Raw genomic sequence first — 23,914 nt, 5'->3', positions numbered from 1 at the left:
TCCTCCCGACGCGTGGTCAGAAGACCACGGTCTGATTCCCGAACCGGATTACGCGGTCCTCACAGTGCCACAGCACCGCCCGCGACAACACCAGGCGTTCGACATCGGCACCCAGGCGCCGTAGGTCACCGACCGAATGGCGGTGGTCCACCCGCACCACGTCCTGCTCGATGATCGGCCCTTCGTCGAGGTCACCGGTCACGTAATGCGCTGTCGCGCCGACCAACTTGACCCCGCGCTCCTTGGCCCTGCGGTAGGGCGCCGCACCGATGAATGCCGGGAGGAAGGAGTGGTGGATGTTGATCAGCGGGCAGCCCACGGCATCGAGGAAATCGGGCGTCAGGATCTGCATGTACCGCGCGAGCACCACCAGATCGACGTTGTCACGCAACAACTCCAGCAGCCGTTGCTCAGCCTCGGCGCGGTTCTCCCGGGTCGCCGGGACATAGAGGAACGGCACCCCGAACGCGCGGACCTGATCGGCGAGGTCGGGATGGTTCGAGATGACCATGACCACCGACATGTCGAGCTCACCGCGCCGGTTGCGCCACAACAAATCCAGCAGACAGTGGTCCTCGCGGGAGGCCATCAGTGCCACGCGCTTGGGTTTGGAGGCCTCCGTGAGACGGAAGTCCATCTCGAACGGCTCGGCCACCCGTTGCCGGAAGTCACGCTCGAGTTCGTCGCGCACCGCCGCCAGGCCGGGCAGATGGAAGATCGTGCGCTGGATGAAGGTGCCGCCGGTCTGCTCGGTGGAGTGCTGATCCAGCGACACGATGTTGGCGCCGGCACCGGTGAGGAAGCCGCTGATCGCCGAAACCAGACCGGGCCTGTCCGCGCAACGCAGCAACAGCCGGCCGACGTCCTGAGCCGGCAGAGCGGTGGTTTTCGGATACTCCTGTGTCATCGACACCAGAATCTCATCTCGGCTCACCGGGCCGACACACAACCCGCCAATGCGCGACCGAACCGAATGGCCCGGAGCCCGCCCAGTCGATCGACATTCACCCCCGATGGTCAATCGCACTAAGGGCTGGCTGTGAAGGGTTACAGCAAAAGCGTGCGCCGCCGCCCGGAGCTCACACATTCGGCGTCGACGTCAATTCAAGATTTTTGCCATGCGAGCCCGCAAGGCACATATTCGGCATGAATGTCGATTGTTGAATTTGCCAAAATTGCATGTACCCGTGAGTTAATCGGTGCTGCCCCCGCAGAATTCACCCCTCGACTGGACAAGATTTCTCAGCTCGCTGGAATTCCACTACACAGCGGCGCAATACTCATCACACGTATTCGCAACACCGTGCCGCACAGACAAATCAGCCGTCCCGTCGGAAGGCACGGCTGACCGACGAAATGGATTCCAGATGACCGCTCCCAAACTCGATACCGTCGCCCGCCGCAGAGTGACGCTGGACGAAAGTCCGACCTGGTGGGACCCCGACAGCGAGTGCACGATCGTCGTGGCCCGCCCGCACGCCGAGCGCGAATTGTGGAACGAATATGTCCGGGGCGCCTGCTCCAACTACCGCAAACATGCAGTGGAGCAGGCGTTGGATCTGAAAGCCCTACGGACAGGCGACGATACGGCGCTGTTCTGTGTCGGGATCAACAGCTCCGGCCAGGTGGTCGGTGGTCTGCGGGCCAAGGGTCCGTATCGGAGCGTCGACGAAAGCCACGCCATCGTGGAATGGAGCGGACAGCCCGCACTCGACGCGGTGCGCAAGATGATTGCCGACCGCCTGCCGTTCGGAGTGGTCGAGATGAAGACCGCCTGGGTGTGTGACGACCCGGAGCAGAGCCGCGCACTCACCGATACGCTGGCGCGCATGCCGCTGCATGCCATGACGCTGTTGGACATTCAGTTCGGTATGGCCACCGCCGCCGCGTATGTGCTGAAACGCTGGCTGTCCTCCGGCGGCGTGCTGGCTGCGAAAATCCCGGCGACACCATATCCGGACGAGCGATACCAGACCAAGATGATGTGGTGGGACAGCACCACTTTCGCCAACCACGCCGATCCGGGGCAGCTGTCACGATTTTTCGCCGAAGCCCAGCGAATCGGCGCGCACCCCCGAACCGGCGGCATCGACGCCGTCACCGCCGCCGGGGCGAGACGATGACCCCCGAAAGTCCCCTGGAAAGCGCCTACACAGACATCGAGACTTCCGAATTGAGTGAATACAACGACCCCGATCAATATCGAGCGATCTTCGTCGAAGGCGAAGGCGAAGGCGACGACAATTCGGACAGCACGCTCGACCAGCTACGCCGGGACCCGCGAATCACGGTCATCGACGAATGCCGTCAGCAACAGGCAGCGCTCCGCACGCTCGTGCCTGCGGTCGACCCGGAAATGCTCGACGAGCCGACGAGGTGGGCGTACTACCCGTGGCGGCGGTCCCTGGTTCACCTTCTGGGACCGGCCGCGTTCAACCGCCTACGCCTGGACCGTAACCGCAACCTCATCAGTGCCGATGAGCAGCAGCGGTTGTCACGCCTGAAAATCGGCGTCGTCGGCCTCAGCGTCGGCCATGCCATCGCCTACAACCTCGCGGTCGAGGGCCTTTGCGGCGAGATTCGACTCACCGACTTCGACGAACTGGAGCTGGCGAACCTCAACCGGGTCCCTGGCACCGTGTTCGACCTGGGGTTGAACAAAGCCGTGGTGGCCGCGCGCCGGATCGCCGAGATCGACCCCTACATCAGGGTTCGGATCGATCGCAACGGCGCGGTGTCCGAGTCCATCGACGAGTATCTGCACGGCCTCGACGTCGTCGTCGAGGAATGCGACTCGCTGGACGCGAAAGTTCTTGTCCGCGAGGCAGCCCGGGCCCGGAGACTGCCCGTGCTGATGACCACCGGGGATCGTGGGCTGCTCGACGTCGAGCGGTTCGACCTGGAGCCCGCGCGGCCGATCCTGCACGGTCTGCTCGGCGACATCGCGGCGCGCGACCTGGCCGGGCTCAGCAGCAAGGACAAGGTGCCGCACGTTCTGCGAATCCTCGACGCGCCGGAGCTGTCGCCCCGGATGGCGGCGTCGCTGGTGGAGGTCGGCAAGACATTGAGCACCTGGCCCCAACTCGCCGCGGAAGTGGTACTCGGAGCGACCGTCGTCGCCAACGCCGTGCGACGCATCGGCCTGGGTGAGCCGATGCCGTCGGGGCGGGTGCGTGTCGATATCGCCGACGCGCTCGACCGCATCGGCGATCCGTTGCGCGACGCGTCAGCACCCCCGCCCGCGTCGGTCCCCGCGCAGACGCCGCCGCCACCGACGGGGATGGCGGACATCCTCACCGAGGCAGCGACCCGCGCCCCCTCGGGCGGCAACGTCCAACCGTGGCACATCGAAGCGAGCGACGACCGGATCAACCTCCGGCTGGCGACGAAATACACCACGGCGATGGACGTCGGGTACCGCGGCAGCGCGGTCGCACTGGGCGCCGCGGCCTTCAATGCCCGAGTCGCCGCGGCGGCTCACGGACTGGCCGGGCACGTGCGGTGGTCCCGCGGCGACGAGGGCACCCCCCTGTACGGGGTCGCGGAGTTCTCCCCCGGCAACGCACCTGAGTTGGCCGAACTCTACGAACCGATGCTGGCCCGCGAGACCAACCGGCTCCGCGGCACGTCGGCACCGATTTCCGTCGGGGTGCTCGACACGCTGCGGGCTGCCGCACGCAACGAAGGTGCCGAGCTGAAGGTCCTCGACACCCCGTCCGATATCGAAACCGCCGCAGGCATACTCGCCAAGGCCGACCGGATCCGCTATCTGACCCCCACACTGCACCGGGAGATGATGTCGGAACTGCGCTGGCCCGGCGATCCAGCGCCCGATACCGGCATCGAGGTCACGACGCTCGGGCTGGATCCGGCCGACATGGTGGTGCTGGACATCCTGCGTCGGCCCGAGGTCATGGCGAAGTTGTCGGACTGGAACGCCGGGGTGGCCCTCGGCGACGACACCTACGAACGGGTCACCTCGAGCTCGGCGCTGGTGGTCGTCTCGGTCCGCGGCCGGCGGCTGACCGATTACGCCCTGGCCGGGTCGGCGGTCGAGGCCGTCTGGGTCGGCGCCCAACGCTGCGGGCTCGCGGTCCAGCCGGTGTCGCCGGTGTTCCTCTACGCCCATGACGACGGGGATCGCCAGGCGCTCTCGCCCGCCCACGCCGACGACCTTCGCGACCTGCAGTACGCTTTTCGCAGGTTGACCAGCACCGAGCGCGACGAATCACAGGCGCTGGTGCTCAGGTTGTCCTACGCGCCGCGTCCGACCGTACGCAGCAGAAGGCGAGCCCGATCGGGTTCGGCGCCACAGTACGGCTGAGAGCCGGTGCAGAGGTATATGCGGAGGTATCTGGTGCCAGGCAGCCTCGAACTGCTCGTCACGTCGGTCGCCACGCAACTGATGGCGGTCGATGCCGCGACCTCGGTTTCGGTGAGCCAACAGGTTCTGGCCGAGCTGGTCTCGTTTTTCGATGTGGACGTGAGCTTCCTGCGTCACAACGATCACGAGGCACATGCGACCCGACTCGTGGCCGAGTGGCCGCCGCGCCCGCAGGACACACCGACCGACCCGATCGCGGTCATCCACTTCGCCGATGCCGACCCGGTGTTCGCGATGGCCGAGCACCTCAAGGAACCGGCGGTGTTCCGTCCCGAGCCGGCCACCGACGACTATCAGCGCACGATCGAGGCCGGACGCCACATCCCCAGCACATCCATGGCATGTGTGCCGCTGCTGTCCGGGGACATCACCACCGGTGTCCTGGGATTCGTCAAGTTCGGTGACCGCGAGTGGCTACCCGCAGAGCTCAATGCACTCAAAGCGATCGCCTCGCTGTTCGCCCAGGTGCAGGCCCGCATCGAGGCCGAGGACCGCCTACGGTACCTCGCAGATCACGACCACCTCACCGGGCTGCACAACCGCAGGGCGCTCATGGCCCACCTGGAAGCCCGGCTGGCTCCGGGCCAGCCCGGCCCCGTCGTGGTGATGTTCTTCGACCTGGACCGGTTGAAGGCGATCAACGACTACCTGGGCCATACCGCCGGTGACGCCTTCATCAGCATCCTGGCCGAGCGGTTACAGCGCGGCGACGACTCGCCCAAGCTCATCGCGCGCCTCGGCGGTGACGAATTCGTCGTCGTCCCCGCGGCGTCGATGACCGCCGAGGCCGCCACCGCGCTGGCCTACCGACTCCAGTCGGTGCTGCGCGAACGGGTAACCATCGACGGCGAGATGCTCACCCGTACCGTCAGCATCGGTTTGGCCGAAGGAATGCCCGGTCGGGACTCCACCTCCGATCTGCTCAACCGGGCCGATCACGCGGTGCTCACCGCGAAGAACTCCGGCGGCAATCGGGTCACGGTGTTCTCCGATGCGATGGCGATGGAGATCGACTTCCGCAACGACATCGAGTTGCACCTGCAGAGCGTGATCGAAAGCGGCGCGCTCGTTCTGCACTACCTGCCCGAGATCGACATGCGTACCGGCGAGGTGCTGGCTGCCGAGGCCCTGGTCCGCTGGCAGCACCCGACGCGCGGCCTACTGTCCCCCGACTCGTTCATCGGCGTGGCCGAATCCATAAATCTGGCAGGCGAACTGGGCCGCTGGGTGCTCCGCAATGCCTGTGCCGAGTTCGCGCGGTGGCGGTCCAACGGTGTCGGCCGCAACATCGTGTTGCGCATCAACGTGTCGCCGGTGCAGCTGGTGACCGACGGATTCGTCGATTCGGTGGCCGGCGTCATGAAAGAGTTCCGCCTGCCCCGCGGGTCGGTCTGCCTGGAGATCACCGAAAGCATCGTGGTGCAGGACATCGAAACCACCCGTTCGACGTTGTCCGGACTGCACAAGGTGGGCGTGCAGGTGGCCATCGATGACTTCGGCACCGGCTACAGCGCACTGTCGCTGTTGAAGTCCCTGCCGGTGGACACCCTCAAGATCGACCGCAGCTTTGTCGCCGGCCTGGGTTCGGACCCGGGCGACCTACCGATCGTGCGTGCGGTGATCGCCCTGGCCGGGGCTTTCGGCCTACAACTGGTGGCAGAGGGGGTGGAGACCGAACGGGCCGCGCTGACGCTGTTGCGCCACGGTTGCTACCGCGCGCAGGGCTTCCTGCTGTCCAAGCCGATCCTCGGCCACGAGATGGCTGCGCTACTGGCCAAAGGGCGGGTACCGGTGCATTTCTCGGCCGCGCCGCGCATGTGAGCGAGCCGACTCGCGCTTCGAGTCGTGCACCCGGCCGGAGTTGCAATAGCCCGATCCCGATCCGTCCAGCTCGAGCTCCAGCAGTTCCAAGCGGCCGAATCTGCTCGCGCTGTAGCCGACCAGACCTACCTGCACAGGCTTGCCCGGCTCGATGAGCTGATCGGCCGCCGAGTCCGAGGCACCATGAGGCTCGGTCGATACGGCAACTCCGTGGCGGGCCCGCAGGGCCAACGGACCGTCTGCGGTGTCGATCACTGCACCCAGTACCTCGCCCTCCTCGAACACGAGGCGCTGGAGCGTGCCGTTGTCCGCGGCCGGGATCTGCCGGTCGCGTGCCTGGGCCGACAACCAGTCACCGAGAACCGAGGTGGTGTCTGCGGCCGTCACGGTCTCCAGTGCGCCCAACAGCTTGACCTGAATCTCCTCACCGGTGCCGGAGCGCATCGAGGTGGTACCCCGGTCCGCCAACCGCGTGTAGAGCACGCCGTAGGGAGAAGTCAGGCAGCGCTGCGCCCAGTCCTGCAGCCGAGAACCGTAGAACGGCGCGATCCGGGCACGCCCGGAAACCGGCGTCCATTCACTGACCGCCCGGACCGTCAGCGCGCTGTCGCACTCGGCGTCGACGAGGGGCGTCAGGTCCGCCGCCAGGGCATCGAAGTACTCGCGGGTCTCGGCATCGTGGACGCCCACACCCAGCCAAGGTGTCTCCGGTCCGAGCGTGACCGGTCGAGGATCTCCCGGACGCACGACATGCACGTCGAGCCCGGCATCCGCCGCGGCAACGGCCGCGGCCAACGCCCCGAAGCCCGAGCCACAGCAAACGACGTCGACTTCGTCATCCCACATCGGCTAGTGACACTCCGCCTGAACCACGGGGCGCCTCATCAAGATCGAATTATCTTGGTAGGCACCAGAAATTAAGGTCGCCATGGCCCGCACCGGGATTCGAGGGGGATTGCCGGTGCAGGCCATGGCAACGTTTCCAGGATAGCCCTTGGCTACTGCCGACCGCCAAATGGTGGCGCTCGCCACAGCGCCCGCGACCGTGGCATGCGCCACCGCCGGGCGGGCAACCCGCGACGAACCAAGAGTTATCACCCTAAGCACGATACATACCTTTAGAATGTTATGCACGTACGGTGAAGACTTTGAGTCTGCTGGCGGTGAGATGAAATCACGAGCTGCCGCCGGCCGATCAGAGTCAGGAAAGGCCCCGTGGTGACTGAGCAGCTCGACCGGCGAGCAGAGCTGACACGCCTCCAGATCCTGCAGGCGGCAGCGCGACAGTTCGCGGACACGCCCTACAGCCTGGTCAGCCTCGACGACATCCTCGCCGACGCCAACGTCACCAAGGGCGCGCTCTACTTCCATTTCCGGTCCAAGCACGCACTGGCGGTCTCCATCGTCGAACATCGGACACTGCGTGGCCAGAAGGCCGTCGAAGACGTCCTGGCCCGCAATCTGTCCGGAGCCGAAACCTTGATCGATCTGTCGGCCCTGGTTGCCGCCGAAGACATCGGCGACCCGGTGGCCCGGGCCTGCCTGAACCTCGTCGAATCCATCGGCCGGACCGACGACGTGGGTCCGCGGGTCCTGAACGAATGGGTGCAGGGCTTCGCCGGCATCGCCAAACGGGCCATCGGCGAAGGCGATTTCACGGCCGACACCGACCCCGAAGCGGTCGCCCGCTTGTTGGTGTCGATATACCTGGGCGTACGCCAGACCAGTGACCTCGACGATCCACCGCGGTTCCTCACCGACCTCGAACACAGCTGGCGGCTGGCGATGCCCGGGTTCGTCGAGCCAGAGCGGCTCGGCTACCTGCAACAGTTCATCCGGCGTCGCACCGCAGTGGGCATCAAAAAGGTGGCTCCACTGCACCCCCGCACCAAATGATAGGAACGCCACAATGGCACGCCAGGCTCGATCCGAGCTGACCCGGCAGAAGATCATCACCGCCGCGGTCGACCTGTTCAGCGAGCAGGGCTATCCCGCGACCGGTCTCGGCGACATCATCGCGCGGGCCGAGATGACCAAGGGCGCGCTGTACTACCACTTCGACTCCAAGGAGTCCCTGGCCGAGGCAATTATCGGTGACGGCGGCACCGCCATGCTGACCACATTCCGCGTCATCGCCGAATCCTCTTCGCCTGCTTTGGAAAACACGATCCACGGGTTGTTCGTCGTGGCCGACTTCACCCGTTCGGACAAAGTCGCCCAGATCGGCATGCAGCTGCTGCGAACGTTCAGCGGTATCCACGTCGCCGCCACCCGGGTGTACACCAGCTGGCTCGACGAACTCACTCGACAATTGACCCAGGCCGCCGAGGAAGGCGATCTACGCGAGAACCTGGATGTCGCGAGCGCCGCCGAGGTGATCCTGGGGTCCATGCTGGGCGCCGAGGCACTCTCGCGCGCCACTGCGGGCACCGAACTCCGTGAACGCGTGGCCCGCACGTGGGATCTGCTGCTGCCCGCGATCGTCAGCCGGGAGTCGCTGGACTACTTCCGCGAGTTCCTGGCACGCGAGTCGCTGCGCCGGGCGAAGGCCGCGGGCTAGCCCTAGAACTCGTCGGCCCACAACTGCTCGGTGAGGTCCTCGAACGTCGCCAAGGCCACCGGATCATCGCCGCGCAACAGCGCCGATTTGCTCATCCGCGCCCGCACGATAGAGCCGTCGCGATGGACGAGCTCCACGAGCAGCCCAGCGTTGGCCCGCATCACCGAGACCGCGGACTCGTCGGCGGGCAGTGAATGGAACACCTCAGCAAACGGCATGTTCTTGACCGCATCGGCGTCGCGACCCACCATCTCGCCGAACGCACTGTTGGCGAACAGGATGGTGCCGTCTTCGGCGATCGCCAACACCGGCACCGGGAACCTCTCCAGCACCACCAGCGCAGGCAGGTTCTGCAGCAGTGCCATCGGAGATTGAGGGTCCTGACCGCTCTGGCGACGCTCCACGCCCTCGATTATCGCCTGTGACCTGGGCCGGGCACCACCGCCGGCCAGCAACATCTGGCGGCGGTGCCCCGGTGTCGGGGACCGAACGCTGAGCGGGGTGGTGTGCGTCACTTGATTAACTAGGTTTACTCTGTGGAGCGACACCAGCAGAAGGGGCAGGCATGGACCTGAAGTGGTCGACCAGCGACCAGGAATTCCGCGACGAAGTTCGCGATTTTCTCGCCAAGAATCTGACTCCCGAGCTCCGCCGCGCGGGCCAGTTGATGACCAGCGTGTATGCCGATCACGACGCCAGCATGGCCTGGCAGAAAATCCTCCACGAGCGGGGCTGGGCCGCCCCGGCTTGGCCGGTCGAACACGGCGGCTGCGATTGGAGTCTGACCCAGCACTACATCTTCAGCCGCGAATCGACCCTCGCCGGCGCCCCGTCGCTCTCGCCCATGGGTATCCGCATGGTGGCCCACGCCATCATCAAATTCGGCACGCAGGCCCAGAAGGAATTCTTCCTGCCCGGGATCCTGACCGGCGAGGTGTTCTTCTGCCAGGGCTACTCCGAGCCCGAGGCCGGCTCGGACCTGGCCGCCCTGTCGATGGCAGCGGTGTCCGATGGGGACGACCTCGTGTGCACCGGCAGCAAGATCTGGACCACCCACGCCCAGGAAGCCAACTGGATGTTCGCCCTGGTGCGCACCACCCGCGGCGCCAAGAAGCAGCAGGGCATCACGTTCGTGCTGATCGACATGACCTCACCCGGCATCGAAATCCGCCCGCTGGTCATGACTTCCGGCGAAGAGGTACAGAACCAGGTCTTCTTCGACGACGTTCGGGTGCCGAAGTCCAATGTGATCGGCACGATCGACGACGGCTGGACCGTGGCCAAATACCTGCTGGAGTTCGAGCGCGGCGGCGGCGCCAACGCGCCGGCATTGCAGGTGCTGGGTGATGAGATCTCAGCGGTCGCCACCGAAATGCCGGGACCGACCGGCGGTCGACTGATCGACGACCCGGCCTTCAGCCGCCGGCTGGCCGACGCCCGGCTCCGCACCGATGTGCTGGAAATCCTGGAGTACCAGGTACTGGCGGCGGTGGCCGAGGGCGGCCATCCCGGTACGGCGTCGTCGATGCTCAAGGTCCTGAGCACCGAGCTGAGCCAGACGCTGACCGAACTGTCGATGGAAGCTGCGGGCCCGCTTGCCCGCGCCTACCAACCGCACGCCACTTTCCCGGGCGGACCGGTGGCCGAATACGACCCGCCCGCCGACGGCTACCACAGCGGAGCCCCCTGGCAGGCGGTCGCCCCACTGCGTTACTTCAACGACCGGGCCGGCTCGATCTACGCCGGTAGCAACGAAATTCAGCGAAACATCCTCGCCAAGGCAGAACTGGGGCTCTAGATGGACTTCAACCTGACCAACGAACAGGAACTGCTGCGCGATGGGCTGACCAAGTTCCTGGGCAGCCGTTACGACCTGGCATCCAGCCGGGCCGCGGCCAAGACCGGCCCCGGCTGGCAGCCCGAGATCTGGCGGGGTTTTGCCGATGAGCTCGGCATCCTGGGCGCCACCCTGCCCGAACAAGCCGGTGGCATCGGTGGCGGCCCGGTCGAAACCATGGTCATCGCTGAGGCTTTGGGCCACGCCCTGGTGATCGAACCGTTCGTGGATACCGTGGTGGTGGCCGGTGGCCTGCTGCACCGGTCCGGCGACACGGCCGCCGCGGCCCTGCTCGAGGAGATCGTGTCGGGTTCGGCCATCGTCACGCTGGCCGCCACCGAGCAGGCCTCCGGGGACAACTGGCGCGACGTGTCCACCACCGCACAACGTGACGGCGACGAGTGGGTTCTCAACGGCGCCAAGGTGATGGCCGTCGACGCACCGCTGGCCACCCACCTCTTGGTGACCGCACGTACCTCGGGGGAACGTGCGGACACCGACGGAATCTCGCTCTTTTTGATCGATATCTCTTCCTTGACAACGGGATTCACCGCGCACCCGTACCGTACGGTGGACGATCGCCGGGCATCGGACCTCACATTTTCCGACGTCCGGTTGCCCGCCTCGGCATTGCTGGGAGCCGAGGGGCAGGCCTGGCCGTCACTGGACCTGGCCCGGGACGAGGGCGCGGCGGCGGTGTGCGCCGAGGCCGTCGGCGGAATGCGCAAGGTGCTGGCCGACACGGTCGAGTACTGCAAGCAACGCCAGCAGTTCGGTATTCCCATCGGGAGCTTCCAGGCGCTGCAGCACCGGATGGTCGACATGCACATGGAAGTCGAACAGGCTTCGGCGGCGGTCTATCTCGCCGTGCTGAACCTCGATGCCGAACCCGCGCAACGGGCCAAGGCGGTATCAGCAGCCAAGGCCACCATCGGACGGGCCGCCCGCTTCGTCGGGCAGAACGCGGTGCAACTCCACGGCGGCATGGGCATGACCGAGGAACTCGCGATCGGCCACTACTTCAAACGTCTCACCGCGGTCCAGTACGAGTTCGGATCGACCGACTACCACGTCGGCCGTTACGCGGAGCTGACCCGGAGCTGAGGGCTCGGCGGTCCGGCTGGACTGACCTGCACGCTGGACCCGCACCGAAATTGAAGCCAGGGACAGAATCGGCGCCGATCTTGTCCCTGGCTTCAGTTTCGGTGTTCTTCGGTATCCCAAACGCGGCCTACTTGGTGTTGATGAGGCGCGCGACTCCACGCATCACCGCCCGGGTGGCCTGATGCCGCACCTGATCCAGCGGTGACGGTGCCGGGGCCGCTGGGGCGGTACCCAGCCGCGGGAAGAGCGCCAGCGCATTGTCACGGTTGATCGCCTGACGGGCAAGGGAATCCAGCCCGCCGTACGTATCCAAGCCGGCGGCGAACAACTGCCCGGCTGCCAACGGCGCGAACGGCCAGTCGGAACCGAACGTGATGTGGCCGGGTTTGGCGAATGCGAGCAGCGTGGGTAGTGCGGCGGCGCTCGACGACAACGCGGTGTCGAAGTAGAAGCTCGCGAAATCGTCGAGGACGTCAGCCGGGCTGCGGCCGGTCTCCCCCGTGATGGCCACCGCCATACGGTGCGAGGCGTACGGCACGAAACCGCCGGCGTGGCTCAGGATGAATTTGATGTTCGAGTACTTGTGCCGGATCCCGTTGCGTACCAACAGGTAGGCAGCACGCGTGGTGTCGAGGAGAAAGTCCGTCGCGAACGGCGGCACACCGGGCACCGTCGGAGCGGGAAGGTCGGCCGGATGGATGAAGACCACGGCGGACCGGACGTCGAGCGCGGCCCACAGTTCGTCCTGTCCGTCCTGCCCTAGGTAGGTTCCGGCGTTGTTGGCCAGGAGCACCACTCCATCTGCACCGAGTGTGTCGAGGGCACGGATGGCCTCCGTTGTCGCCGCCTCGACGTGCGGCATCGGCAGCGTGGCGAAGAATCCGAACCGGTCCGACTGCGACGCGAACAGTTCGGCTCCGAAGTCGTTGAGATCGATGGCCAGTGCTGCCGCATCCGCCTGGTTCGGCAGGAAGGTGGTGCCCGGTGTCGACACCGACAGGATCGCGGTGGCTACCTCGAGCTCAGCCATGGTCTGCAACGAGCCCTCCGAACTCCACTCCGGCAGCGCACGTCCGCCGGCATCATCGATCCCGGCCTTCTGCAACGCCTTTCGATAGTCGGGCGGAATCATGTGGTGATGGGTATCGATTCGATTCATGATCGTCCTTCCCTAACTGTCGGCGATGCCGGCACCGGCCAGCGCCGGGACGCTGTCCTCGGCTCGCAGTAGCGAGCGGGCGCCGACCTTGAACTGGGCGAGTTTGTCGATGACGGTCTGTCCCTCCGGTGTGTGCCCCCAGATGCTGATGCCCTGGTGGGTGGTGGGTTCCCAGGTCGCCTCGTCGACAACCAACGGATTCCACCCCACCTCCCATTCAAACCCGGACGGGGTCATCGCGTAATAGGACAGTTCCCGGTCGTTGGTGTGCTGCCCAACCCCCAGCGCCATGCCGAAACCGAGTTCCCTGATCCGTTGGTATGACGTGGTCATGTCGTCGAGGTCGGCCACCTGGACGTTGAGGTGCTGGATGCGGGTGCGTATCGGGTTGATGGGTAGGCGGTTCACCGAGGCGATGGCCACCGAGTGGTGACGCTGATTGACCCGCAGGAACCGTATCTTGACCTTGACGCCGCTGATCGTCTCATCGATGTAGTCCGACAACCGGGCGTCGAACACGGTGCTGTAGTAACCGCGCACCTGCTGTGGCTTCTTGGTGGTGATCGCCACGTGCCCGATGCCGCAGTCACCCGTCACGAACCCGCCGCGCACCGTCATCTGCAGTGGCGTGACGGCGGGACGGGCCCGGGTGAAGATCTCCTGCGTCAATCCGTTGGGTCCCGGGAACCGCACGAGGCGCTCCACCCCGCGCAGAGCGGCTTCCTCTGCGCTTCCCTCGGTGACCGGCACACCGTGGCCCACGACGCGGCCGACGATGTCGTCGAACGTGGCGTGGTCATCGACTTGCCATCCGAGCGCCGCCACATCCTCGGACGGGCCACGCTGCAGCAGGAAGCGACATTCGTGGTCGTCGAGCCGGAACCGAAGGAAATCCGGCAGGACGTCGTCGAGGTGCATCCCGACCCCGTCGCGCCCGAAACGCCGCCAATCTGCGAACTTCTCGGTCTCGATGACGACGTAGCCGAGGTGGACGTTGCCGAACACGCTAGGCATGAGCGAGCTTCGAATCGGGACCGAGAAACTCGGTGACGAGTTCGTTGAACAATTCGGCGCGTTCCCACTGCATCCAGTGGCCGGTGTGCGAGGTCATCACCAATTCAGCGTTGGGCATGGCGTCGAGCAGCATCGGGCCGCCGGATGGCCGGTTCACCTTGTCGTCTCGGCCCCACAGGATCAGTGTGGGCGTCTGCAGCGTCTTGAGCCGGTTGTCGCGGGTGAGATCCATGCGCCACAGTGTGCGCAACGCTTTCGGTCCCGACGGCCTGGTCAGCGGCGGATCAGCCACCACCTCGGGATCAATGGAGGCCCGGTACCGCAGGTCGATCAGATCCTCCGGCACCGAACTACCTTCATACACAAGGTAATTACGAACGAAGGACGCGAGCTTGTCGCGACTGGGACCGTCGCCGGTGTAATAGGACAGCAGCCTGCCCAGCCCTGCGGTCGGCAGTGCGCGGGTAGTGCCGATTCCACCGGGGCCCATCAGCACCATCTTGTCGACCCGATGCGGAGTGTCCAGCGCCAACCGTAACGCTGCAGCGCCGCCGTAGGAGTTGCCGATCAGATGTGCGGTCTCGATGCCCAGTTCGTCGAGCAGGCCGCGGATCATGTCGGCGAGGAACCCGAACGGATCGCTCTTGTCGATGCCCTTCGCCGAGCGCCCATAGCCGGGCATATCGGGCACGATGACCCGGAAATGTGCTGCGACAGCGTCGATGTTGCGCGCGTAGTTGGACATCCCGGAGGCACCCGGTCCCCCACCGTGCAACATCACCACGGCGGGGCCGGTACCGGCCTCGGCGTAGAAGATCTCCCGACCCGCGACGGTCACTGTGTGTTCAGCAACTTCGGTGGTGGTCATGCGCGGGCTCCAGTCTTGGTCGGTGCCGGCCGGTAGCCGGCCGGAGGTGCGGGTAACGGCTGCCCAGATCGGGCTGCGGCATAGATGAATCCGTCGGGGCGCAACACCACCGTCGCCGCCTTCTTGCGCCGCAACCAGGTAACGAGCGTTCCGTCGAGGTCGCGGACCGCCCCGGGTCGCGTCGTGCCCCGCGGTCCGTCGAGCGCGATCACGGGCGCACCCAGATCGGTCCATGCATGTACGCCCGCCGGTGCCACACCGATGTGGAGCACCGCCCATCGTCCGGCGAGGACGTCATCGAGGCGGACCGTCGCGCCGGTGTCGTCGACGACCCATGGCTGCGGGATCTGCCAGCCCACGGCTCGATTGCCGGTCCGGGCGAACAGACCGCCGTCATACCGGGCATCTGGGATCCAATAGAGCTTCTGACCGCCGCGCAGCACCCCGGGAAGCTTGGTCAGTGCCCTCAGCGCATGGTTGCGCAGCGCGGCGATGACCCGGTTGCGCTCGGTGATCACACGACCGACGATGCAGGCTCGGCGGGTGACCTCGACGACGTGCGGTTTACGTTCGGCCTCATAGGAATCCAGGAGGGTGTCCGGCGCCCGACCGGCCAGCACCATGGCAAGCTTCCAGCACAAGTTCGCTGCGTCGCGCACTCCGGCCGACATGCCCTGACCGATCCATGGCGGCATGGCGTGTGCGGCGTCGCCGGCCAGGAAGATGCGGCCCACCCGCCAGCGATCAGCGACCCGGACATGGTGGCTGTATACCACCGCCCGGAGGATCTCGACGTCGTCGGATGTGATGCCCTGATCCCCCAACACCTTCCAGATTTCGGGCCCGGTGACCAGTTTCTGCTCGTCCTCACCGGCCCGCGCCGGGTACTCCCAGCGGTGGTGCCCCAGCGGCGTCGGACAGTCGACGGTGGGACGGTCCGGATTGCAGTGGAAACGGAGCCGATCGTGAGCATCCCATTCCCTGAGCACCTTGGTGTCGATGACAATCCATCGCTCGGCGTAGGTGTCACCCGCATACCCGATGCCGAGTTGTCCTCGCGTCGGAGAAGAACCGCCGTCAGCGGCGATGACATAGGAGGCCCGGAATCTCTTGAAGGTGTCGGTGCGAAGATCAGCCAGCATCAGCTCGACGTGGTCGGATTTGGCCAGCACGCGCAGACATTCGTGTTCGAGCAGCACGTCGACGTTGCCGAACCGATCCACTCCCTCACGCAGGACATGGTCGACCTCGGGCTGGTAGATGAACTGCTGGGGCGGGTGGCCCGAACCGCGCCCGAAGATCGTCGTCTCGATGAAAGGAACGCCGTCGGCGTCGACGAATGCCGCGGGCCGGTCGGGCAGCATGTCCTGCTGCAGTCGGTCCGCCATTCCGACCGACTGCCAGATGCGCAGCACCTCTTCATCGGTGCTGATGGCGCGGGCTCTGCCGTAGACGTCTGGATCCCGTTCGATCACCACAACAGTCAGGCCGAGCCGGCCGAGCAGGTTCGCCGCGGTGGCACCGGTTGGGCCGTAGCCGATGACCGCGACGTCATAGGTGTCCTGGATGTTCACTGCCGCCTCCGGTTGTTCTGTAGTGATCGATACGGTAATGTAGCGATCACTACAGAGTCAACATCCGGGAGCAGAAGATGTCGGAAGCACCGAAAACTCGCCGCAAGCGCGCCGACGGTGAACTGTCACGCGAACGAATCCTGGACGCCGCCACCGAGATCGCATCCGAGCGCGGTTACGAGGGCACCAGCATCGGGCTGGTCAGCAAGAAGTGCGGACTGCCGGCCAGCTCCATCTACTGGCATTTCAAAGACAAGGACGATCTGCTCGCCGCGGTCATCGAGCGCAGTTTCGGTTCGTGGCTGAACGCATGGCGCCTGCCCGAAGGGGGCGAGCCGCGGGACCGGATCAGCGCCCTGGCCACGCAGATCGCCAAGGCCCTCCTCGACTCCCCCGACTTCATCCGCCTCGGGCTCATGCTGGCCCTGGAACGGCGCCCGGTGGAACCTCGAGCCCGCGAGATGTTCATCCAGGCACGCGAGCAGGCCGCCGCATCACTGCACGAGGCGCTCGGCGAATTCACCGTGGGACTCGATGAAGCACAGATTCACCTGCTGGTGACCTACGCGATCGCCGGTGCCGACGGACTGTTCGTCGCCAAGGAGATCGGCGGCGACTCGATCGACCTGTTGGCGTTGTTCGAAATGCACGCCCAGGCGCTGTACGACACCGCCCTTCGGCTGATCGCCGCTAACTCCGGGGACAGCGCGTCGTGACCGGAACCACCTGGCCGGTGGCCATCATCGGCTCGGGCAACATCGGCACCGATCTCATGCTCAAGATCCTGCGCAGCGACGGCCAGCTGACGATGGGAGCGATGGTCGGGATCGACCCGGCATCCGACGGCCTGACCCGCGCCGCGCGGTTGGGTGTGCCGACTACCGCGGCCGGTGTCGACGGCTTGCTCGCCATGCCGAATTTCGGTGAGATCAAACTGGTTTTCGACGCCACCTCCGCCGAAGCGCATCGGGTGAACTGGGCCAGGCTCGAACCCACCGGGGTGCGGGTCCTCGATCTCACGCCCGCCGCCACCGGCCCGTACTGCGTGCCGGTGGTCAATCTCGATGATCACCTCGGGGCGCGCAACCTGAACATGGTCACCTGCGGCGGACAGGCGACCATCCCGATCGTGGCAGCGGTCGCACGGTCCGGGATGGTGTCGTACGCCGAGATCGTCTCGTCGATCTCCGCCAAGTCGGCGGGTCCCGGTACCCGGGCCAACATCGACGAATTCATCGAAACCACCTCGACGGCACTACAAGTCGTCGGTGGCGCACAGCGCGCCAAGGCGGTGATGATCCTGAACCCGGCCGATCCGCCGGTGATGATGCGCAACACCGTCTACTGCCTGGTCGAGGGCGAGGCTGACCACGCCGTCATCGACAACGACATCGCCGCCATGGTCAAGAAGGTCAGCGGTTACGTACCGGGCTATCGCCTCAAGCAGGCCGTGCAATTCGAGACGTTCGGTAGCCGGGATCCGCTGCGGATCCCGGAAACCGGCGACTTCACCGGCACCCGCGTCACCGTCATGCTCGAAGTCACCGGCGCCGCCCACTATCTTCCCGCCTATGCGGGCAACCTCGACATCATGACGTCAGCGGCCAAGGCGACTGCCGAGCACATCGCCACCATGGCCGAAACCGCCGGAGTGCCGGCATGATTCACAACCTGTATGTCAGCGATGTCACCCTGCGCGACGGTATGCACGCGGTGCGCCACCGGTACAGCATCGATCAGGCCGTCTCGATCGCCCGGGCGCTGGACACGGCGGGGGTGGACTCCATCGAGGTCGCCCACGGAGACGGGCTCGGCGGATCGAGCTGCATCTACGGCTTCGGCGCCCACACCGACCTGGAATGGATCGAAGCCGTTGCCGGCGTCGTCGTCCGGGCCGCGGTGGCGACACTGGTGCTTCCCGGGATCGGCACCGTGCGCAATCTCCGAGAGGCCCACCACGCGGGGGCCACCGTCGTACGTGTCGCCACCCACTGCACGGAGGCCGACATCTCCGCGCACCATCTGACCGCAGCGCGCGAGCTCGGCATGGACGCCGTCGGCTTCCTGATGATGAGCCACCTGGCCTCACCGGCCGGCCTGGCCGAGCAGGCTTCGTTGATGGAGAGTTACGGCGCAACGTGCGTGTACGTGGTCGACTCGGGCGGCGCGATGACCATGCGCGATATCGCCGATCGGGTCGATGCCCTACGCCAGACCCTGTTGCCGACAACCGAAATCGGTATCCACGCCCACCACAATCTGTCGTTGGGAGTGGCCAACTCCATCATCGCCGTCGAGCACGGTGCCACTCGGGTGGACGCCTCGCTGACCGGTATGGGAGCCGGCGCAGGCAATGCACCGCTGGAGGTATTCATCGCCGTGGCCGACAAGCTGGGCTGGGATCACCGTTGCGATCTGCACGGCCTGCAGGACGCCGCCGACGATATCGTGCGGCCACTGCAGGACCGGCCGGTCCGGGTCGACCGGGAGACCCTCACGCTGGGGTACGCCGGGGTGTACTCCAGCTTCCTGCGCCACGCGGAGGCTGCGGCCGCCCGCTACGACATCGACGCGCGCAGCCTGCTCGAAGAAGCCGGCCGCCGCGGCATGGTCGGTGGGCAAGAAGACATGCTCGCCGATATCGCACTGGATCTGACCACGTCGATCGAGCCTGCCGGCACGGGGCGCCCGTAGTCTGAACCGGTGAGCGTGCGGGGATGGCTGCTGCTGGGCGCCATGAGCCTCATCTGGGGCATCCCGTACCTGCTGATCAAGATCGCCGTCGAGGGCGTCTCGGTTCCGGTGCTGGTCCTGGCCCGCACAGCCGTCGGCGCGGCCGTCCTGCTGCCACTGGTGATGTCCCGCGCCGCCTGGGCTCCGGTGCTGCGGCACTGGCGGCCCGTGCTGGCCTTCGCATTCTTCGAGATCATCGCGGCGTGGTTCCTCCTCACCGACGCCGAACGCCACCTGAGCAGCTCGCTGACCGGCCTGCTGATCGCCACCGCCCCGATCGTCGCCGCGGTACTGGACCGGCTGACCGGTGGAGAACGGTTGAGCGCCAAGCGGATCACCGGCCTCGGGGTGGGCCTGGCCGGTGTGGCGGTGCTCGCCGGGCCGGGGCTGGCGGGCGGTCACGCCGGGCCCATCGCCGAAGTGCTGTTGGTGGCAACGTGTTACGCGATCGCTCCGCTGATCGCCGCCCGGTATCTGGGAGACGTGCCGACGCTCCCGTTGACCGCGGCGTGTCTGACGATCGCGGCGCTGATCTACACCACCCCAGCGATCCTGACCTGGCCTGACGAGACGCCGTCACGATCAGTGCTCATCGCACTGGCCGCACTCGCGGTGATCTGCACGGCGCTGGCATTCGTGGTGTTCTTCGCGCTGATCCGCGAGGTCGGCGGCGCGAGGGCGCTGGTGTTCACCTACGTCAACCCGGCCGTCGCGCTGGCCGCCGGCGTCATCGTGCTGGGCGAACCACTCACGGTGTACAACGTCGCCGGCCTGGCGTTGATCCTCGCCGGATCGATCCTGGCGACGCGTACCCCGCGTGATCCCGACCCACAGATCGAGGCCGAGGTCAGCCGCGCAGGCCCGCGCTGAGCATCTCCTCCACCGATACGAACTTCAACCGGGGTCGCGCTACCTGCACACCGCGGTCCCGCTCGGCAGCATCGATGGCACGCCACCCCGACCATCCGAGCGGTTCGGCACCCCGCGCGGCCAACAACGCATCGAGCGACTCGCGGCCCTCGACATCACGGCGCAGCAGGCCGGCATCGAAATCCGCCCACAGCTGAGCCACCGTCTGTTCGGCGCACAACCGGTTGGTGCCGATCACCCCACGAGGTCCACGTTTGATCCAGCCGGTCACGTATGTGCCGGGCACCGGTGAACCATTGACCACGCGGCCTGAATCGTTGGGCACAGTTCCGGAGTCCTCGTCGTAGGGCAGTCCGGCGACGGGCAGGCCGCGGTATCCGATCGAGCGCAGGATCAGCGACGTCTCGATCACTTCGGTGCCGCACCGGTCACTGCCGATCTCGAGTCCTTCGGCGCGTTCGGCGCCCAAGACGGCCGTCGGAGCGACGCCGAACCTGAAGACCACGCGCCGGTTCCCCGGCGCCGGGGTGCGCTGGGCATATTCACGGGCGATGGCGAGTTTGAACGAGGTTTCGACGTCGTCGTGCTCGTCATCGTCGGGAAGGTCCGCGGGATCCACGACGACGTCGACGCCGTCGAGGTGCCCTAGTGCCTGGAACTCCCCCGCCGAGAACGCCGCGTGCTCGATACCGCGCCGTGCCAGGATCACCACTTCCCGAATTGCACTGTCAGCCAAGGCATCCAGCGTGTGCTGTGCGATGTCGGTGGCGGCCAGCGTGTCGCGGTCCATCAACAACACCCGGGCCACATCTAGTGCGACGTTGCCATTGCCGACGATGACTGCGCGTTCGCCCGACAGGTCGAACTGATGGGCAGCGTGGTCGGGATGGCCGTTGTACCAACCGACGAACTCGGCGGCTGCGTGGTGGCCCATCAGATCCTCACCGTCGATGCCCAGTCGCCGGCTGGTCGCCGCGCCCACCGCGTAGATCACCGCGTGGTGATGGGCCAGGAGCTCGTCGTGGTTGACGGTACGGCCGACCTCGACGTTGAAATGGCTCGCAAACCGTGGGTTGGTGAACGCCCGCTCGAAGATGTCGACGACCGACTTGGTGTGTTGGTGATCCGGGGCCACCCCCGCGCGAATCAAACCGAACGGCGTGGGCAGCCGCTCGAACAGGTTGATCTCGACGCCGTCCACATCGATCAGCTCGGCAGCGGCGTAGCAGGCGGCCGGCCCGGATCCGACGATCGCCACCCGCAATGATCCCGCCTCGACCCGCGCGCGAGATGGTGCTGCCGACACGGTCACCGGCTCGAGCGGGTGGCGCTCGAAATAAGCAGCATTGAGGTCCTTGAACCGCTGTAGTTCGCCGGGCAGGTCCTCTTCGTAGTGGATTGCGCCGACCGGGCACTCCTCGAAGCAGGCCCCACAGTCGATGCACGATTCCGGATCGATGTAGAGCATCTCGGCCGACGCGGAATCCAGCCCGCCCTCGGCCGGGCGGATGCAGTCCACCGGGCATACCGGTACACAGCTGGCGTCCTTGCAGCAGTTCTGCGTGATCACGTAAGCCATCGGACCTCCCCTATCGATCTGGGCAGATCGTACTGGACACCTGTCCGGTTTATCGACTCGAAAGCCTCGCCTGCGTGTTGATCGGCGCTCAATCTGCACGAATGACAACCTAGAAAATGTGTAGATACCGGCAGTTTCACCGAACGATTGCCATTCGCGGCACGGCTCTATATCTTGGACACATGTCCAGGCCAGAGGTGGCTACCGTCACCCGCCTACACGACGCGCAGGGTCAGCGCACCCGCACGCAGCGCCGCGTCTTCGGAGCGGCGACACAACTTCTCGACGCGCACAACGACGTCTCGGTGCCGGCACTGGCGGCCCGCGCGAAGATGGCGCCCGCGGCGCTCTACGCGCATTTCCCATCCATCGAGGTGGTGTTCGCCGAGCTGTACCTCGACCGGGTGATTCAGCTGCCGCTCGACATCGATCCCACGGCCAGCACCACCAGTCGGGTCACCGAGCAGCTCACCGCTCTCACACTGCTGATGGCCGATGAGCCTCGCCTGGCGCGGGCCTGCACGCAGGCGCTGCTGAGCACCGACGACGAGGTTGTCGACGACGTGCGTGGGCGGATTGCCGTGGAGATCACTCGCCGGATCTCGACGGCATTGGGCGGCGGCGCGTGGCCCGAGGTACTTGCCACCTTGGAATCAGTGTTCTGGGGCGCACTGCTACAGGCACAGTCGGGCGCGATGAGCTACCGGCAGATGGCCCGCCAGCTAGAGACGATGGTCTCGCTGATCGTGCCTGGGAGCTGACCGCCAATCAGCTTGTCGCTCAATACTTTCCCGGCGCAGCCACCCATACTTGCTCGAAATCCAGTACGGATGCAGCAATCTCAAAATCCGCGTCATAGTGCACCACCGTCAACCGGTGGCAACTTGCGATCACCGAGGTCAACAGGTCGGAGATACCCACTGCGCCATGCCGGCCGGCTTGTGCCAAGCGAAACTGGGCATCGAAAGCCGACTGCCAATGCTCGTCGTCCGTCGGCAGATACTCGTACGCGGCTCGACGATCCGCGCGCAGCTGCGCATACTCCGCCGCCGACCGAGCACTGTAGAGCGCTTCGGCTTCCAGGACCGCGCAGGTGGCCCCCAATCCCGCCTCGATGAGTGGACGCAGCCGATCCGAGATCTCCGGGTGCGCCATCCGTGCCGCTGCGCTCGTGTCGATGAGAAACCGTGCCGTCAGCGCCATACCTCGTCCCTGTCACGCTTGTCCGCCAGCGACGCCAGACCGCCCGACGCGAGCCAATCCGCCTGTCGCACGCGGGCCGATCGCGTTGCCGCGAGCCGCAATGCCGATCGAACCGTGTCCGCAATCCCGGTGGTTTCGAGTTCACGCTGAGCAGCCGCCAGCAACTCGTCATCGATGTCGATCAGGCGCTTCGTCATGGGTACCTCCGATATATACATCAGGCACTTTGAGTATATAGACCGACGTCAGCGCACGCTTCCTCGAATCGCGACCACTCCGCGGTGTTTGGCTGTAACGAAGAATCGGCGATCGCGTCAGCGCCGACCTCGAAGCCGGGCGCCAGTGGTGAAACGAGGCTCGCGATCTGCAGGACCGCACCGGCCGGGGAATCCTCGAAACTCTCGAATACGCGCTTCCGGATCCAGTCTCGACCGATGACGACCCCTGTAGCGGGCTCCAATTCCGGCAAGCGCAGTGCCCCACCACAGTGTTCAACATGTTGCTCATAGCGGTCGTCCCAGCACTCCGTCTGCCAGCCCGCCCACAGCCGCGGCAACCGGTCGAACACATTCTGCGGATCATCGGTATACCAGACGCCAACACGGCGCCGACCGGTGTCAATATGCACCCCACCCACCGGAATCTGACCGAGGCGCAATCGCGCAAAACCCTTGCCTGGAAGCAATTCCACGAGGGCTGCTCCGTGCCGTGCGGAACTCACGCCCCACCACAATGGCCACAATCGAAGCTCGCCGTCGTTGTCGATCACCGACACCACGTGACACGGACCGGTGCCGTGGTTGCGCGCCAGCTTCATGTCAGGGCCGCGAAGATCTTCATCCCACTTGCAGTCGGAACCGACATAGCTCGCGAGTTCGTGCGTCCCACCGTAAGCCCAGCACACCTCGTAGTGCGGCCACATCGCGACCAGGACGACGAGCATCGCACGGCGGATCGGCATGTCGCACATGAGCTCATCGCCGAAGAACAGGAGTCTCTTTTGGTCGACGTCGATAACCGCCCCACCGTCAGCCCACAGCGGACACGTCCAGTCGGTGGGCGGGAGCGCCCTCAGCGCCTTGACGTACCGCAACGCATACTCAGGCCCGAATGCCAGCGCGTCAAGCATCCTGCAACCTGCCCAATGCGAGTAGTGCAGCTGCCACTGCCCGTTCTCGACGATGACGAAATTCGCCCGATTTCCCATG

The 23,914-nt window shown here is 65.8% G+C and carries 23 protein-coding genes; 12 read left to right on the top strand and 11 right to left on the bottom strand.

The features are described from left to right. Positions 1-16 precede the first annotated feature (16 nt). Positions 17-907: a formyltetrahydrofolate deformylase gene (gene purU, locus AC4LGL_RS09190; RefSeq protein ID WP_491838433.1), complete on the bottom strand. Its 891-nt coding sequence runs from the start codon at positions 905-907 to the stop codon at positions 17-19. Between the two features lie 460 nt (positions 908-1,367). Between purU and AC4LGL_RS09185 the strand changes: the two genes are divergently transcribed. The 3 genes from AC4LGL_RS09185 to AC4LGL_RS09175 are packed head-to-tail and all read left to right on the top strand — an operon-like array spanning position 1,368 to position 6,205. Further along, on the top strand, positions 1,368-2,123 hold the full coding sequence (locus tag AC4LGL_RS09185; RefSeq protein WP_491838432.1) for a hypothetical protein: 756 nt from the start codon (positions 1,368-1,370) through the stop codon (positions 2,121-2,123). Further along, the gene (locus AC4LGL_RS09180) at positions 2,120-4,324 is read left to right on the top strand and encodes an Rv1355c family protein (RefSeq protein WP_491838431.1); all 2,205 of its coding nucleotides are present in this window, start codon (positions 2,120-2,122) and stop codon (positions 4,322-4,324) included. The genes AC4LGL_RS09185 and AC4LGL_RS09180 overlap by 4 nt, the downstream gene beginning before the upstream one ends. 18 nt (positions 4,325-4,342) lie before the next feature. Next, positions 4,343-6,205, top strand: a complete 1,863-nt coding sequence (locus tag AC4LGL_RS09175) for a putative bifunctional diguanylate cyclase/phosphodiesterase (protein WP_491838430.1) — start codon at positions 4,343-4,345, stop codon at positions 6,203-6,205. Here AC4LGL_RS09175 and AC4LGL_RS09170 read toward each other — a convergent pair. Beyond that, a complete protein-coding gene (locus tag AC4LGL_RS09170) occupies positions 6,152-7,051 on the bottom strand; it encodes an FAD-binding protein (RefSeq protein ID WP_491838429.1) in 900 nt (299 codons plus the stop codon). The genes AC4LGL_RS09175 and AC4LGL_RS09170 overlap by 54 nt on opposite strands. Before the next feature lie 369 nt (positions 7,052-7,420). On the opposite strand from AC4LGL_RS09170, the gene AC4LGL_RS09165 reads away from it, so the two are divergent. Together AC4LGL_RS09165 and AC4LGL_RS09160 are read left to right on the top strand one after the other, a co-directional pair. Beyond that, on the top strand, positions 7,421-8,101 hold the full coding sequence (locus tag AC4LGL_RS09165) for a TetR family transcriptional regulator (RefSeq protein WP_491838428.1): 681 nt from the start codon (positions 7,421-7,423) through the stop codon (positions 8,099-8,101). 13 nt (positions 8,102-8,114) lie between these two features. Then, positions 8,115-8,765 carry a ScbR family autoregulator-binding transcription factor gene (locus AC4LGL_RS09160; protein WP_491838427.1) on the top strand — a complete coding sequence of 217 codons (651 nt, stop codon included), beginning with the start codon at positions 8,115-8,117 and terminating at the stop codon, positions 8,763-8,765. Between the two features lie 2 nt (positions 8,766-8,767). Here AC4LGL_RS09160 and AC4LGL_RS09155 read toward each other — a convergent pair whose 3' ends face one another. After that, entirely contained in the window at positions 8,768-9,130 is a 363-nt protein-coding gene (locus tag AC4LGL_RS09155; protein ID WP_491839313.1) for a PAS domain S-box protein, read from the bottom strand. 200 nt (positions 9,131-9,330) lie between these two features. Here AC4LGL_RS09155 and AC4LGL_RS09150 point away from each other — a divergent pair, with 200 nt between their 5' ends. Together AC4LGL_RS09150 and AC4LGL_RS09145 are read left to right on the top strand one after the other, a co-directional pair. Beyond that, positions 9,331-10,563, top strand: coding sequence for an acyl-CoA dehydrogenase family protein (locus AC4LGL_RS09150; protein ID WP_491838426.1), 1,233 nt, complete (start codon positions 9,331-9,333; stop codon positions 10,561-10,563). Continuing rightward, positions 10,564-11,706 carry an acyl-CoA dehydrogenase family protein gene (locus AC4LGL_RS09145; protein ID WP_491838425.1) on the top strand — a complete coding sequence of 381 codons (1,143 nt, stop codon included), beginning with the start codon at positions 10,564-10,566 and terminating at the stop codon, positions 11,704-11,706. Positions 11,707-11,833: 127 nt separating this feature from the next. Here the strand turns inward: AC4LGL_RS09145 and AC4LGL_RS09140 are convergent, their stop codons facing one another. The 4 genes from AC4LGL_RS09140 to AC4LGL_RS09125 are packed head-to-tail and all read right to left on the bottom strand — an operon-like array spanning position 11,834 to position 16,321. After that, positions 11,834-12,865 carry an amidohydrolase family protein gene (locus AC4LGL_RS09140; RefSeq protein WP_491838424.1) on the bottom strand — a complete coding sequence of 344 codons (1,032 nt, stop codon included), beginning with the start codon at positions 12,863-12,865 and terminating at the stop codon, positions 11,834-11,836. Positions 12,866-12,877: 12 nt separating this feature from the next. Next, positions 12,878-13,879, bottom strand: a complete 1,002-nt coding sequence (locus tag AC4LGL_RS09135) for a VOC family protein (protein WP_491838423.1) — start codon at positions 13,877-13,879, stop codon at positions 12,878-12,880. Further along, positions 13,872-14,747: an alpha/beta fold hydrolase gene (locus AC4LGL_RS09130; protein WP_491838422.1), complete on the bottom strand. Its 876-nt coding sequence runs from the start codon at positions 14,745-14,747 to the stop codon at positions 13,872-13,874. Before AC4LGL_RS09130 ends, AC4LGL_RS09135 begins: the two co-directional genes overlap by 8 nt. Next, complete coding sequence (locus AC4LGL_RS09125) at positions 14,744-16,321, bottom strand: bifunctional 3-(3-hydroxy-phenyl)propionate/3-hydroxycinnamic acid hydroxylase (RefSeq protein WP_491838421.1); 1,578 nt, start codon at positions 16,319-16,321, stop codon at positions 14,744-14,746. The genes AC4LGL_RS09130 and AC4LGL_RS09125 overlap by 4 nt, the downstream gene beginning before the upstream one ends. Before the next feature lie 77 nt (positions 16,322-16,398). Here AC4LGL_RS09125 and AC4LGL_RS09120 point away from each other — a divergent pair, with 77 nt between their 5' ends. The 4 genes from AC4LGL_RS09120 to AC4LGL_RS09105 are packed head-to-tail and all read left to right on the top strand — an operon-like array spanning position 16,399 to position 19,924. Continuing rightward, complete coding sequence (locus AC4LGL_RS09120) at positions 16,399-17,037, top strand: TetR/AcrR family transcriptional regulator (protein WP_491838420.1); 639 nt, start codon at positions 16,399-16,401, stop codon at positions 17,035-17,037. 17 nt (positions 17,038-17,054) lie between these two features. Next, positions 17,055-17,984, top strand: a complete 930-nt coding sequence (locus AC4LGL_RS09115) for an acetaldehyde dehydrogenase (acetylating) (protein WP_491839312.1) — start codon at positions 17,055-17,057, stop codon at positions 17,982-17,984. Next, the gene (gene dmpG, locus AC4LGL_RS09110) at positions 17,981-19,015 is read left to right on the top strand and encodes a 4-hydroxy-2-oxovalerate aldolase (protein WP_491838419.1); all 1,035 of its coding nucleotides are present in this window, start codon (positions 17,981-17,983) and stop codon (positions 19,013-19,015) included. The genes AC4LGL_RS09115 and dmpG overlap by 4 nt, the downstream gene beginning before the upstream one ends. Before the next feature lie 9 nt (positions 19,016-19,024). Beyond that, positions 19,025-19,924: a DMT family transporter gene (locus AC4LGL_RS09105; protein WP_491838418.1), complete on the top strand. Its 900-nt coding sequence runs from the start codon at positions 19,025-19,027 to the stop codon at positions 19,922-19,924. On the opposite strand, the gene AC4LGL_RS09100 is transcribed toward AC4LGL_RS09105, so the two are convergent. Beyond that, positions 19,902-21,503: an FAD-dependent oxidoreductase gene (locus AC4LGL_RS09100; RefSeq protein ID WP_491838417.1), complete on the bottom strand. Its 1,602-nt coding sequence runs from the start codon at positions 21,501-21,503 to the stop codon at positions 19,902-19,904. The genes AC4LGL_RS09105 and AC4LGL_RS09100 overlap by 23 nt on opposite strands. A 182-nt stretch (positions 21,504-21,685) precedes the next feature. Here AC4LGL_RS09100 and AC4LGL_RS09095 point away from each other — a divergent pair, with 182 nt between their 5' ends. After that, positions 21,686-22,264: a TetR family transcriptional regulator gene (locus AC4LGL_RS09095; RefSeq protein ID WP_491838416.1), complete on the top strand. Its 579-nt coding sequence runs from the start codon at positions 21,686-21,688 to the stop codon at positions 22,262-22,264. Positions 22,265-22,283: 19 nt separating this feature from the next. Here AC4LGL_RS09095 and AC4LGL_RS09090 read toward each other — a convergent pair whose 3' ends face one another. The 3 genes from AC4LGL_RS09090 to AC4LGL_RS09080 are packed head-to-tail and all read right to left on the bottom strand — an operon-like array spanning position 22,284 to position 23,913. Next, positions 22,284-22,706 carry a PIN domain-containing protein gene (locus AC4LGL_RS09090; RefSeq protein WP_491838415.1) on the bottom strand — a complete coding sequence of 141 codons (423 nt, stop codon included), beginning with the start codon at positions 22,704-22,706 and terminating at the stop codon, positions 22,284-22,286. Next, a complete protein-coding gene (locus AC4LGL_RS09085) occupies positions 22,697-22,903 on the bottom strand; it encodes a DUF2191 domain-containing protein (protein WP_491838414.1) in 207 nt (68 codons plus the stop codon). The genes AC4LGL_RS09090 and AC4LGL_RS09085 overlap by 10 nt, the downstream gene beginning before the upstream one ends. Before the next feature lie 20 nt (positions 22,904-22,923). Beyond that, positions 22,924-23,913, bottom strand: coding sequence for a hypothetical protein (locus AC4LGL_RS09080; RefSeq protein WP_491838413.1), 990 nt, complete (start codon positions 23,911-23,913; stop codon positions 22,924-22,926). Position 23,914: the final 1 nt, after the last annotated feature.

The organism is Mycolicibacterium arcueilense (genome assembly GCF_058536225.1).
Note: the sequence above shows the minus strand (reverse complement) of the source record. Positions and strands in the feature narration are given on the sequence as shown.

What these genes read in the sequence shown, in the direction of transcription:
- purU (WP_491838433.1), bottom strand. Translation starts at nt 907, where the DNA reads ATGACACAGGAGTATCCGAAAACCACCGCTCTGCCGGCTCAGGACGTC.
- AC4LGL_RS09130 (WP_491838422.1), bottom strand. Translation starts at nt 14,747, where the DNA reads ATGACCACCACCGAAGTTGCTGAACACACAGTGACCGTCGCGGGTCGG.
- AC4LGL_RS09175 (WP_491838430.1), top strand. Translation starts at nt 4,343, where the DNA reads ATGCGGAGGTATCTGGTGCCAGGCAGCCTCGAACTGCTCGTCACGTCG.
- AC4LGL_RS09145 (WP_491838425.1), top strand. Translation starts at nt 10,564, where the DNA reads ATGGACTTCAACCTGACCAACGAACAGGAACTGCTGCGCGATGGGCTG.
- AC4LGL_RS09155 (WP_491839313.1), bottom strand. Translation starts at nt 9,130, where the DNA reads ATGGCACTGCTGCAGAACCTGCCTGCGCTGGTGGTGCTGGAGAGGTTC.
- AC4LGL_RS09180 (WP_491838431.1), top strand. Translation starts at nt 2,120, where the DNA reads ATGACCCCCGAAAGTCCCCTGGAAAGCGCCTACACAGACATCGAGACT.
- AC4LGL_RS09160 (WP_491838427.1), top strand. Translation starts at nt 8,115, where the DNA reads ATGGCACGCCAGGCTCGATCCGAGCTGACCCGGCAGAAGATCATCACC.
- dmpG (WP_491838419.1), top strand. Translation starts at nt 17,981, where the DNA reads ATGATTCACAACCTGTATGTCAGCGATGTCACCCTGCGCGACGGTATG.
- AC4LGL_RS09150 (WP_491838426.1), top strand. Translation starts at nt 9,331, where the DNA reads ATGGACCTGAAGTGGTCGACCAGCGACCAGGAATTCCGCGACGAAGTT.
- AC4LGL_RS09170 (WP_491838429.1), bottom strand. Translation starts at nt 7,051, where the DNA reads ATGTGGGATGACGAAGTCGACGTCGTTTGCTGTGGCTCGGGCTTCGGG.
- AC4LGL_RS09140 (WP_491838424.1), bottom strand. Translation starts at nt 12,865, where the DNA reads ATGAATCGAATCGATACCCATCACCACATGATTCCGCCCGACTATCGA.
- AC4LGL_RS09135 (WP_491838423.1), bottom strand. Translation starts at nt 13,879, where the DNA reads ATGCCTAGCGTGTTCGGCAACGTCCACCTCGGCTACGTCGTCATCGAG.
- AC4LGL_RS09120 (WP_491838420.1), top strand. Translation starts at nt 16,399, where the DNA reads ATGTCGGAAGCACCGAAAACTCGCCGCAAGCGCGCCGACGGTGAACTG.
- AC4LGL_RS09090 (WP_491838415.1), bottom strand. Translation starts at nt 22,706, where the DNA reads ATGGCGCTGACGGCACGGTTTCTCATCGACACGAGCGCAGCGGCACGG.
- AC4LGL_RS09100 (WP_491838417.1), bottom strand. Translation starts at nt 21,503, where the DNA reads ATGGCTTACGTGATCACGCAGAACTGCTGCAAGGACGCCAGCTGTGTA.
- AC4LGL_RS09095 (WP_491838416.1), top strand. Translation starts at nt 21,686, where the DNA reads ATGTCCAGGCCAGAGGTGGCTACCGTCACCCGCCTACACGACGCGCAG.
- AC4LGL_RS09185 (WP_491838432.1), top strand. Translation starts at nt 1,368, where the DNA reads ATGACCGCTCCCAAACTCGATACCGTCGCCCGCCGCAGAGTGACGCTG.
- AC4LGL_RS09085 (WP_491838414.1), bottom strand. Translation starts at nt 22,903, where the DNA reads ATGACGAAGCGCCTGATCGACATCGATGACGAGTTGCTGGCGGCTGCT.
- AC4LGL_RS09080 (WP_491838413.1), bottom strand. Translation starts at nt 23,913, where the DNA reads ATGGGAAATCGGGCGAATTTCGTCATCGTCGAGAACGGGCAGTGGCAG.